At 32.5% G+C, this 12,567-nt stretch carries 9 protein-coding genes; 5 read left to right on the top strand and 4 right to left on the bottom strand.

Annotated features, from left to right (window positions below; all coding sequences use genetic code 11):
- Window positions 1-11 precede the first annotated feature (11 nt).
- Window positions 12-692: an SIR2 family NAD-dependent protein deacylase gene (locus NBT05_RS17730; protein WP_265771228.1), complete on the bottom strand. Its 681-nt coding sequence runs from the start codon at window positions 690-692 to the stop codon at window positions 12-14.
- A gap of 223 nt (window positions 693-915) precedes the next feature.
- Between NBT05_RS17730 and NBT05_RS17725 the strand changes: the two genes are divergently transcribed.
- The 5 genes from NBT05_RS17725 (at window position 916) to NBT05_RS17705 (ending at window position 6,521) form a co-directional block, all read left to right on the top strand.
- Window positions 916-1,653 carry a LytR/AlgR family response regulator transcription factor gene (locus NBT05_RS17725; protein WP_265771227.1) on the top strand — a complete coding sequence of 246 codons (738 nt, stop codon included), beginning with the start codon at window positions 916-918 and terminating at the stop codon, window positions 1,651-1,653.
- 887 nt (window positions 1,654-2,540) lie between these two features.
- Window positions 2,541-2,699, top strand: a complete 159-nt coding sequence (locus NBT05_RS17720) for a hypothetical protein (RefSeq protein ID WP_265771226.1) — start codon at window positions 2,541-2,543, stop codon at window positions 2,697-2,699.
- A gap of 105 nt (window positions 2,700-2,804) precedes the next feature.
- Complete coding sequence (locus NBT05_RS17715; protein WP_265771225.1) at window positions 2,805-4,853, top strand: tetratricopeptide repeat-containing sensor histidine kinase; 2,049 nt, start codon at window positions 2,805-2,807, stop codon at window positions 4,851-4,853.
- Window positions 4,854-5,054: 201 nt separating this feature from the next.
- A complete protein-coding gene (locus NBT05_RS17710; RefSeq protein ID WP_265771224.1) occupies window positions 5,055-5,726 on the top strand; it encodes a response regulator in 672 nt (223 codons plus the stop codon).
- Between the two features lie 135 nt (window positions 5,727-5,861).
- Window positions 5,862-6,521, top strand: coding sequence for a TrmH family RNA methyltransferase (locus NBT05_RS17705; protein WP_265771223.1), 660 nt, complete (start codon window positions 5,862-5,864; stop codon window positions 6,519-6,521).
- Window positions 6,522-6,683: 162 nt separating this feature from the next.
- Here NBT05_RS17705 and NBT05_RS17700 read toward each other — a convergent pair whose 3' ends face one another.
- The 3 genes from NBT05_RS17700 to NBT05_RS17690 all read right to left on the bottom strand — a co-directional run bounded on the left by NBT05_RS17700 (window position 6,684) and on the right by NBT05_RS17690 (window position 12,553).
- Window positions 6,684-7,460, bottom strand: a complete 777-nt coding sequence (locus tag NBT05_RS17700; RefSeq protein ID WP_265771222.1) for a carboxypeptidase-like regulatory domain-containing protein — start codon at window positions 7,458-7,460, stop codon at window positions 6,684-6,686.
- Window positions 7,461-7,547: 87 nt separating this feature from the next.
- Entirely contained in the window at window positions 7,548-9,311 is a 1,764-nt protein-coding gene (locus NBT05_RS17695) for a DEAD/DEAH box helicase (protein ID WP_265771221.1), read from the bottom strand.
- Window positions 9,312-10,720: 1,409 nt separating this feature from the next.
- Window positions 10,721-12,553 carry an ABC transporter ATP-binding protein gene (locus NBT05_RS17690; RefSeq protein ID WP_265771220.1) on the bottom strand — a complete coding sequence of 611 codons (1,833 nt, stop codon included), beginning with the start codon at window positions 12,551-12,553 and terminating at the stop codon, window positions 10,721-10,723.
- Between the last annotated feature and the right edge of the window lie 14 nt (window positions 12,554-12,567).

Raw genomic sequence — 12,567 nt, 5'->3', positions numbered from 1 at the left:
AAGAATCTTATTTAAACATGCTCTAAAAGTTTAGTCACTAATTCAGGAACGCCCAGGCTGGCCTTTTTAGCAATTACCTGTATAGACTTATCTGTTATGGCAGGAGCGGGGTCTACAAAGTATTTTGGAATTCCTGGGGTTACGTAGTGCACTAAGTTTGCAGCAGGATATACTTGCATAGAAGTCCCGATGATGATTAGAATATCTGCTTTTTCAGTTAGGGATATTGCTGTTTCCAGCATGGGTACTTCTTCTCCGAACCAAACAATATGTGGGCGGAGTTGTTGTCCGTACTTACAGGTGTCACCATAATTAATGTCATTTGTACAAGGTATTACTTCATCCGGGTTTTTTTGACTTCTTGCCTTTAATAATTCACCGTGTAGATGTACGACATGTGAACTTCCAGCTCTTTCATGCAAGTCATCTACATTTTGAGTAATGATTGTGACATGGTACTGTTCTTCTAGTTGTACTAAAGCCTTATGAGCAGCGTTAGGATGCACTTCTGATAATTGACGGCGACGGTCATTATAAAACTGAAGTACTAGCTTCGGATTTTTTTGCCAACCTTGTGGGGAAGCTACCTCCATCACATCATAACCTTCCCATAAACCATCTGCATCTCTAAACGTTTTGATGCCACTTTCTGCACTAATTCCGGCACCGGTTAAAACCACAATATTTTTCATGTATTCCATCAATACTTAAACGTTATAGTAAATATAAAAAAATAGCTTTATATGGTGCATAAGTCCGCTGAAATAGTTGTTTTTTCGGACAAATGATACGTACCATACTAATATTGAGGTTTTTCCACAGATACTTTTTTATTATTAATGATATATTGTCAGTAGTAAATGTACATGTAAACAACAACAACAAATTAAATAACTAATCATTAATTGTACCCTTATGAAATACCCCTATATTATCATTGATAATGACAATAGCGCTGTTAATACTATTCAGATTTTTTTAGAAAGATATGAAAATTATGTTTGTACCGGTATTGCCTCAAATGAAGCGGATGCGCTAAATTTGATTTTAGAAAGAAAACCGGCACTTGTATTTATGGAACCGGATACTCCCGGTATTTATCAGGATCGGATGCAGTACAACCTGCTAACCGAATTGTCTAAATATATGACGTATCTCCCAAAGTTTGTGGTGATGACCCGAACTTTGGAATATGCTATTGAAGGCATTAGAAATAATGTAATGGATTACCTTCTAAAACCATTTAGAAACGCTGATCTAATAAAAATCACTCATAGGTTTGAAAAAGACTATGAAGAATTATACGATAATACCTTATGTTTTCGATCTTACGGAGATTATCGATTTGTCAACCTGGATGAGATCTTATACTTAAAAGCAGATAGCAATACCACTGACTTTGTCATGAGTAATGGTACTAATGTAGAAGCTTTTAAAACCTTAAAGCATTTTCAAAATTTATTACCGGACTCCTTTGTCCGTATCCATAATAGTTATATTATTAATACAAAGCACGTTTCCAGGATTCATTTTGGTAAAGCTAAATGTGCTATTAAAAATTCTAATGATTTAATTCCGTTTTCTAAATCATACAAGAATAACGTTGAAGAAATTAAAGATACCCTGGCCAACAAAAGCTTATTATACGTTTAAAAAGTATACCTTCTATCAGCATGTACCAATAAAAACCTCAAATCTTATAGATTTGGGGTTTTTTAGTTGTAAGCAAAAGGGTATAGAGTATCTCTTAAAGTAATAATATGATTTTTCTATCAAATTAAGATTAGTCACAACATTTTAAAAACCACATTATTGTTTTATTAATTTCCCCTGAAAAAACTGTGGAATTAACTTTTCAAATAGTTTCTTATTTTCTTAGAACCTATAACTTATAGTATCTACCTCTTAATACAATTAGAAAATATGCTACGTGTATTTTATGTTTTAATAAAACTACATATATATTTCCCACAATCTTCTGTAAGGTATTTGATTTAAATCGCACTATTACCATAATAAATTTTCCCTTTTTAAAAATATGGATATTCCTATAACCATGTCATATATATTAAAGATGTTATTTACTAGTATTATTTTCTACTTTGAATTATGAAAATGGGAATAATTGGTAGAAAAAAAGGGATTTTAACTAACCCCTGTTAGTTGTTAAGGGCTGTATTTATCGTTTGTAAGCCGTTTCTGACCTTGTGTTTTTGCACGTTCAAATTTCTACAATTTTAAAATAGTATCATACACTCGTATACCCTACGTATTCACACCGCCTTGATACGTATCTACAAAACACGTCTCATTAGATTAGGCTACAATCCAAAACCAGCATACATTTGTAGTGTACAATTAAGGTTATCAACCTGTTACATTTACTAAATAGGAAATACGAGGAGACATCTGAGTAGAAAGCTGGCCAGCGATTCCTTATTAAAAACGAAAGGTAAACGTAATGATAAGATGCCTCAAAATAATAAAAACAAAAACTAATTACAACAAAAAAATAACAACAACAATTAAACATATATATTATGAAAACTATAAAAACATTATTAGCTGTATTATTCGTAGGATCTGTATTTATCGCTTGTGAAAATGACAATGTAAATGAAGAGTTAAGTGCTGATGAAATAGAGAATGTAGAAATTAATGCAAGTGAAGAAACAGAGGAGGATATTAAAAAAGGATAATATTGTTCTAATAATTTGATCAAATAAAAATAAAAATTTCAAGAATAGTTAATATTGTTCTTGAAATTTTTTATTTTTCAATGTTTCTTACTTTAACTTTGGTTTATGAAATTTTATAAAATCTTACTTTTCTTACTATTGGCAATCTTCGTTATTTTGTCTTGTACTGAAAAGAAGAAAGAAAATTCTCAATTAATATCATTAAAAGGAGAAGTAGAAAATTACATATTATCAGCGTCAAATAGTAAAATTTCTGCAAAAAATAGAATTAAGTATCTTGATAGTGCATTAATTAAAATACGATCTTCACGAGATTTAGTATTCAACAAACATATATATCTAAAATTATCAGCATTGTATGATGAATTAGAATTGCCGGAAGTTTCTAAAGATATGGATTTAAGTATGTTAAATATATCAAAAGAATTAGGCGACTCGCTAGGGATAGCAAAAGCTTATTCTAATTTAGGGATATATTACAGATATAAAAATATAGATAGTGCATATAAAAATTTTCATGAAGCAGAAAAGATATATCAAATACTAGACAAGTCGATAAAATCAGGTTTTACTGATTTTGAATTTGATTATGGTAAAGTTCTACTTGATCTAGCCAAACTTTCTCGAAAGGTTAAAGACTATACTAGAAGTGAAGACCTCACTATAAGAGCTATTGAAAAATTTGAAACGTCAAACAAACCTGAATATTTACCTTTAAGTTATACAAATTTAGGTTCTACTTCAAAATATTTAGGTAGATATGAGGATGCCGTTGAATACTATTTACAGGCTATTGAAGTTGCCAAGAATACAGGAAAAGAACAGTTATACAACGTTCTTAGTAATAATAATGTTGGAACTGTTTATAAGTCTACAAAAAATTTCACAAATGCTAAAAAGTATTATGAGAAGGCGTTAAATAATAAGGAATTTTTGAAGGACAATGCTAAATGGAAAGCAAGTTTAATGGACAATATGGCTTACGTTAACTTTCTTTCAAATAATTTAGAAAATATTCCTGAAGCTTTTTATAAAACCTTAAAAATTAGAGATAGTATTAACGATAAAGTAGGATTAATTACAAACAACCTTCATTTAGCTGAATATTATAAGACTATATTAAATGATAGTTTAGCACAAAGTTTTGCTTTAACTGCGAAAGATTTAGCGAAGGAATTAGAAAATAACGAAGAACTTTTGCAATCCTATCAACTATTAGCTGATGTCTCACCAAGTGAGGAAGGATTGCAATATGCTAAAAAGTATATCGCGTTAAATGATAGTTTAATTCAAGAAGAACGAGCTTTTCGTGATAAATTCGCTCGGATTCGGTTTGAAACGGATCAAGCAGAGGAGAAAATTGTACAAATGAGCCGTACCAATCAGGTACTATTAGTCTCTTTAGTTTTAATAAGTATGTTGTCAGCTTTAGGGTACACCATCTTTAAACAACGGCGTAAAAATATTGAACTGGAATTTGAACAGCAACAACAAGAAACCAACCAGGAAATTTACCGATTGTTGCTTACCCAACAAACCAAACTGGAAGAAGGTCGTAAACTGGAACAACAACGGATGTCTGAAGAATTACACGATGGAGTTTTAGGAAGATTATTCGGAGTACGTTTAAGCCTGGACGGTATTAACCAGAGAACCAATGATGAACATAATGAAATACGTCAAAAATACAACCAGGAATTAAAGGATATTGAAAAAGAAATACGTTTAATATCCCATGATTTAGGTACCGAAACCTTAGCAAAAGATATCGCCTATGTTGATGTAGTGGAAAGCCTTATCAGCGAACTTTGTGAAGTACATAAAATTAAATTTGAATTTAAGTACGAAGAACATATAGATTGGAAAAAAGTCCCCGATCCTAAAAAAATTAGCCTCTTTAGAATCATTCAGGAATCTTTGCAAAACATCTTTAAACATGCAAATGCTACTAAAATAAATGTAGAGTTTAAGTTTGTGGATAATGAAATCAAACTAACCGTCAAAGACAACGGAGTAGGATTTAAAGAAGATAAAGTGAAAAAAGGTATCGGTTTAAAGAACATTACTTCTCGCGTAAAACAAATGAATGGCGTTGTAGATTTTACCAGTAAAAGCGGGGTAGGAACACAAGTTTCTGTTGAAATTCCTTTATAAAGTTTATATTTGTAAGTAGAATTAGAATAAAAGTTAGAGGAATTCTGCTCTTTTAACAATAAAAAATCCTTATTTTAGGGGACAATTAGAAATTTCGGAGTTAACATTGATTTTAGACATATTATTACAGCTTAACTTAGAAAACCTCTGTATGAAAGAACCCCTCAGGATAATTCCTGTTTTTAAAATTAGCGAACTACAATGAAAAAAAAGTTAAAAGTTTTGATGATCGATGATCATCCTATGATTATTGAAGGTTATAAAAATACACTCTTAGGAGAGAATCAAAAGGAGTACAATATTAAAATTGATATTGCTTCTAATTGTGATGATGCTATTGACTTGATACGTCGGTCTGCCAGTGGTACACCTTATGATATGTTGTTTGTTGACATAAAATTACCTCCGTCATCAGATGGTAAGATTACCTCGGGAGAAGACCTGGCATCACATGCTAATAAACTGTTGCCAGATTCGAAAATTATCATTTTAACTATGCACCGTGAGGATCATCGTATTCATAATATCTTGAAAAATGTGAACCCTTCTGGATTCTTAATTAAAAGTGATCTTACGTCTAACGAATTATTGTTAGCTTTTAATAATATTGTAAATGGTACGCCTTATTATAGTGCCACGGTTAACAATCATTTTAGGAAAATGATGACAAATAACTTTTCTCTAGATGAAAAAAACCTAAAAATATTATACCACTTATCTCGTGGTGTTAAGACCAAAAACTTACCTAATTATGTAAGTTTGTCCTTAAGTGCTATTGAAAAACGAAAAAATCAAATCAAAGAGATGTTCTCAATCAGTAAGGCAGATGATCAAACCTTATTAGAAGAAGCCCGTAAACGAGGTTTCGTATAAAATATTATATTGGCTAAATTCAAATGGTTCGGAAGGTTTGGTATGAAAATACCAAGCCTTTTGTTCTATCTAATAGTATTTGATATTAAAGCTTTGAGCTCGTTTTATATAACATTCTGCATAGAAGATAATTAGATGGTTGACAAAAAATTACTAAACTATTTAGAAGGCTTTATAACACCCCGGAGGAAGCAATTATTTACAGAAGTATTAGCGCAACGTACTAATTTTTATACGGTGGTTATTGAAGACGTATATCAATTACATAATACAAGTGCGGTAATACGCAGTTGTGACGTATTTGGAATCCAGCAAGCGCATGTTATTGAAGAACGCAATCGTAAAAAGATCGACCGGGAGATTGCTATGGGAGCTCAAAAATGGGTAAGTATCCATCGGCACCACCATACCAGGGATTGTATAAATCGCTTAAAAGAAAAAGGGTATCAAATAGTAGCTACGACTCCGCATCAACCAGCTGTAGCACTTTCAAATTTCAATTTTTCCAAACCTTCGGCATTTTTCTTCGGACAGGAGCAGGGTGGGCTAAGTGAAGATGTTCTTAACGCAGCAGACAGTAGGTTATATATTCCTATGTATGGGTTTACGGAAAGTTTAAATATTTCTGTTTCGGCAGCAATTATATTACAAAGTGCAACCCAGCACCTACAAAATTCCGAACTAACCTGGCAACTTACCGAAGAAGAGCAGTTATATCTACGTTGGGAATGGACTAAAAAAGTTTTAAAAAGTCATGATCAACTTATAGCGAAGTACTACGAAATTCACAATTAGACAACTTAAATATGAGGAAAATTTGGTGAAAAAAGCATTTGGTATAAATTATAAAAGTTTTCTTATTTCTAAATCCAAAGCAGTTCTAAGAACAACCGATGCGTATATATTCGGTTTAAAATTCTTCCTATTCTTTTACCTTACTATTAGGTAAACACTATTCTATTTACGGTTAAGGGTTTTATAGTTTTCGTAGCATTCGCTAATGGCATCAAGAATTTGAAGGTCATTAGCAAAATTAATGAAGTCTGCTGAATAATTACAGTTTCGTAAAATTTCGTCTATATCCAGTTTTTCAATCTGTAATAAAGCCATTAAGGTTTCACGATCAAATTTAGTTTCCAGCAGGTTACGGATTTCATCATCCTCTTTCATTTTCCGCATTTTCCGCATTTCGTTACCTTTTTTACTAAAGACATTGTACAGAAAGTCGGCAGGATTAAATATTGATTTTAATACTTTATTAAAAGCGCCGGGTTGCCGGCTTCCACCTTCATATCCACGACTTAAACCTGAAATACTATAGCGGTAGTTATTATAAATAGGAATACGTTTTGCATCTATCTCCAGATATCCGGTAAGTTGTACATCAGCAACCACTACTTCTTCAAGGGCAATACCCAGTTCAGTCATTTTAATTTTAACCGCCCCGAAGCGGATCCAATCATTAGTAACCCGAATTTTGATAGGTTTAAATCCAATATAGGTAAAATACAAGGTATCATCTACCTCGGCCGAAAGTGTAAAGTCTCCCTGATCATTTGTAATAGTACCCTTTACTTTATTGAGATTTACTACATGAACACTTTCCAGTTTTACATCATTTGCCGCATTTAAAACTTTACCGGAAACCATGGGTGTTTCAGCAACTTCTTCTTGTGCAAAAGTACAAAAGGGAAGTGTACATAAAAGAAGTAACAAATAGTATCCGAACTTCATACGGGGTATAGGGCTATATTTACAAAGACGATTCACTATTTAAATGTAGCATAAAAATCGAGCCAAACTTAGATAAATTTTAAAAAGTTAGTTTCGATCGCTTCTTTTTCTCCGGTCTCTTCTTCGTCTTCCGTCAGAAGAATTGGTACCGGAACCGCGTGGTGAAAAGTTTTTACTTCTTCGAGAGGAAGATCTGGAACTAGATCCACCGCCTCCGCTTCCATCTCGTCGATTTCTCCTTCGCGAACCTCCGTCGCGACGACCACCGCTCTTAGAAATTTCTATATTCACCTTTCGCCCGTCCATTTGAAAATCTTCAAAAATAGCAAGCACTCTTTCCTGAAATTCTGCCGGGGTGTTAAAGAAAGAGAAATTTTCTTTTACATCTACGCGACTTATGGTATCCTGTCCTAAATCTAAAGTGTCCTTAAGGAAATCTTTAAGGGTCATCCAGTCAAAATCATCCCGTTCTCCTACATTGATAAAGTATCGTACACTTCCATCTGCACTATAACTTGTACTTTCTGCACTACTATTTAGATCTTTGGATTTTTTATAATAGTTATGGAATCGGGTAAACTCTACTGAAAAAAGTTTTTTAATGAGCTCTTCCTTTGTAAAAGCTTCCAGAGCTTCGTTTATAGAAGGTAAATAAGGGTCAATCTCATGGTTAATTTCTGCCTTTGCAATATCATTAGCTAAGTGAAATAATTGTATTTGACAGATTTCTTCACCACTTGGAATATCTTTCTTCTCAAAAGTCTGTTTAATAATACGTTCAACACTTTTAATCTTGCGTATCTCACTTTTAGACACAATGACCATAGAGACCCCGCTTTTTCCCGCCCGACCAGTCCGGCCACTACGGTGTGTATACGTTTCAATTTCATCGGGCAACTGGTAATTAATCACATGAGTAATATCATCTACATCAATACCCCTGGCTGCCACATCTGTCGCTACTAACATTTGTATCTGTCTGTTTCTAAAACTTTTCATAACCAGGTCACGCTGATTCTGGCTTAAATCCCCATGAAGTGCTGCGGCATTGTACCCATCCTCAATTAGATTTTCAGCTACTTTTTGAGTATCTCGCTTAGTACGACAAAACACTACCGAAAATATGTCCGGATTGGCATCTGCAAGACGTTTTAAGGCTGCATATCGATCTCTTGAGTTAACTACATAATATTCATGAGAAACATTTTTTGAACCAGTGTTTTTATGACCTACGGTAATTTCTACCGGATCACTCATAAAGCGTTTTGCAATAGTAGCCACTTCTCTGGGCATCGTTGCCGAAAATAACCAGGTATTTTTATGATCCGGGGTATCTGAAAGAATGGATTTAATATCCTCATAAAACCCCATATTTAACATTTCATCAGCCTCGTCAAGGATGCAATAATCAATATTGGTAATATTCACCAACTTTCTATTAATCATATCCTGCATACGCCCGGGAGTTGCTACAATAATTTGCGCTCCTTTTTTAATTTGCTTCGCCTGATCGGTAATGCTGGCACCTCCGTAAATAGCAACGGTATGTAAACCGTTTACAAACTTCGAGTAGTTTTTTAACTCATTTGTAATTTGTAAACATAATTCACGAGTAGGAGATAGAATTAACCCTTGGGTAATTCTACTAGATGCATCAATTTTTTCTATAAGTGGAAACCCAAAAGCGGCTGTTTTACCAGTTCCGGTTTGTGCCAAAGCAACCATATCCGTATCTTGCTCTAACAATATAGGGATAGCTTTTTCCTGTACTTCACTGGGTGTTTCAAATCCCATTTCTTTCACGGCCTGTAAAACGGCTTCACCTAAGCCTAATTGCTCGAATTTGTTCATATATTTTAAATAAGGCGCAAAGGTACGTTATATTATTAAGGCGACAGAAATTTAAAGGAAGTATTGCAACCTGGCAGGTTTTACGCATTTTATAACTTCTCACAATTTAATTATGGTAAATGTAATTTTATAAGAATAATTCCCTTAAAGTATTTACTATCAACAAATTAAAATGGTTTTAGTCGATTTTCAGTTTAATAAATGTAGTATAATTCTTTTTTAAATCATAAATCACGATGTAAATCCAGATGAAATACGTTTTTATTATGTTAAAATACGTTTTTTATTTTTTTATATTACTTTTTACCGTATATTTGACATGTGTTAATAAGAGATAATTTTATCTTTCAAAAGGATAAAATTTGTAGTTAAAGTGAGTTTTAATTTTAGAGTAAGCCTTTAAATTAAGATGATTTGTGTGAGGAGAAGAGCGCCGTCTGGCGCTCTTTTTTTGTACCTAATTCATAAATATCGATAAAAAGTAATAAAATAGGTTTAAAAGTAATATTTTTTGGTTTTAAGTAATTATTTTCTTACATTTGACCTGTATTTAGAAAGATTTTTTTCAAATACATATCATAATTTTTAATTTTTTGAGTTAGCCCTTTAAAATTAATATGATTTTAAGCCATTTCAGTTTTTGAAATGGCTTTTTGATTTTAATAATTTGGGATTGATACAGATATTTAAATCGCAATTTATATTAAATTTTTTAAGAATAGCTAGTTTGTATTTTAGTGATGATCTCAATAGCACATTATAAAATAGGTGCCAAATCATTAAAATCAATTCCAAATCTTATTAAATGTTGAATAGAAGGATTGAAATAGTTAATTAATAAAGAATAAGAATTCTTTCTTACCTATATAAAATACATGTTTTATTAACTTGAATTTGATGCGGTAAACGCTTAAAAATCATATTATTACTAATTTACCCTATATTTTTTCTGATTTATACGTAATAAATGTTAGTTTTTAACGTCTATTACTATAGAAGGTGGAAATATTACTAAATAACCGTATAATTAATACTCAAAATTAGTAATAAAGTAATAATGTAAGTATTATATTACGAATTTTAGGTTTTATTTTATCCATTATGGTAAAATTCATTTTAATTGGGTAAAAGACGTAATTTAATTTGTAGATATTAAATATGTTTGTATATTTACACCGTAATCGAGAAAAGATAAAACCGTATTAAGATATAAAGAGTGAGTTTTAATTTTAGAGTAAATCCTTAAATTAAGATGATTTGTGTGAAGATGAAGGGCGCCCATAAGGCGCCCTTCGTTATTTAAGGCAAATTGGTTAATTGTTTACACTAGCTTATTTTATAAATCTGGTAGAAGTATTAATGAGTATATAGTAATTATTGGTAATATGATAAAACTAATATTAATATTCCTACTCCTCAAAAGATTGCATGGAAACTAATTTGTAGTAAGTTCCTTGTTTTTGTAACAACTCTTCGTGAGTTCCTTGTTCGACAATACTACCTTTATGCATAACCACAATACGATCCGAATTCTGGATGGTAGAAAGACGGTGCGCGATGACAATACTGGTACGATTTCTCATCATATTTTCTAATGCTGCCTGAACCAATCGCTCACTTTCAGTATCCAGGGCAGAGGTGGCTTCATCCAGAATCATAATAGGAGGGTTTTTAAGCACTGCCCGGGCAATGGATAAACGTTGTTTTTGACCCCCACTTAATTTGTTTCCACTATCCCCAATATTGGTATGAATATGTTTTGGTAGATCTTTTACAAATTCCCAGGCATTAGCGACTTTGAGAGCAGCAATAACTTCTTCATCGGTTGCATCTTCTTTACCAATACATAAGTTTTCTTTAATGGTATCATTAAACAAAATAGAATCTTGAGTAACCAATCCTATTAATTGGCGTAAAGACTGCTTGGTTAGTTTCTTAATAGGGGTATTATCTAATGCAATAGTTCCTTCACTTACATCATAGAAACGGGTAACCAAATTAGCAATCGTTGATTTTCCACTCCCGGACTGTCCTACCAGGGCTACAGAAGTTCCTTTTTTTACAGTTAAATTGAAATCTTTTAATACGTAGTCATCTTCATATTTAAAGGAAACGTTTTCTAAAGTAATGGCTGTAGTAAAGTCTTGCTTGGTTTGTGCTGCTACTTGATCTGCCAAAGGGGAGGGGGTGTTTAAAACTTCCAGTACCCTTTCTGCTGCTGCATTTCCTCTTCTAACACTATAGTTAGCCTTGGATATTGCTTTGGCGGGAGTTAAAATATTATAAGCCAAGCCTATAAACACAATAAATGATTCGGGTTCCAGGGATTTATCTTTAAAAACCAAAATACCTCCGTACCATAATAAAACCGCAATTACGCAAATACCTAAAAATTCACTAGTAGGTGACGCCAGGTTTTGACGGTTTAATAAGGTGTTTGAAAAATCAAAATAACGTTGGGTGGAGGCTTTAAATTTCTGTGAAAACCGCGATTCCGCATTAAAACCTTTGATTACCTTTAAACCTCCCAGGGTCTCTTCAACTACAGATAAAAACTGTCCTTGTTCTCTTTGTACTTTATCAGATTGCTTTTTTAGAGTTTTTCCAACTAGCGAAATAATAAATCCGGAAACAGGAATAAATACAAATACGAATAAAGTTAGTTTTACACTAATCAGTACCATAGAAACCAGGGTAAAAAAAATGGTAAGAGGTTCCCTTACAATAAGTTCAAGAATTGAAAGAAATGAATTCTGAATTTCTAAAACATCCGAAGTTATCCTAGCAATAGTATCACCTTTTCTTTTTTCAGAATAAAAGGATAAAGGCAGACTTACAATTTTATCATACAATTCATTCCGTATATCTTTAAGTACACCATTTCGTAAAAAAGTAATAAAATACAAGGCCAGGTAGCCGAAAAGGTTTTTAAGAAGAAAAATACTAATAATAACAATAATTACATATGTCAGAATAGGCATTTTACCATGTAAAGCCGTAGTTTCTTCTATGTAACAGTTCAGACTGTCTATTAAATATTGTTTTACATTAATAATTCCGGTCCATTCCGGTTGGTAGAATTGCTGATCTGCTTCCGTATTAAATAAAACTTTTAATACCGGAAAGATAGCAATAAAGGATAACGCACTGAAAAGGGCGTACATGGTATTACATAAAATATTTAAAATTCCGTAAATTTTATAGGGAACCGCAAAACGAAAAAATTGCTTAAAATAATTCATGTAGGGAGTACTAC

Origin of the sequence: Aquimarina sp. ERC-38, from assembly GCF_026222555.1 — a bacterium.
Classification (GTDB): Bacteria; Bacteroidota; Bacteroidia; order Flavobacteriales; family Flavobacteriaceae; genus Aquimarina.
This window is presented reverse-complemented; position numbering and strand designations above follow the sequence as displayed.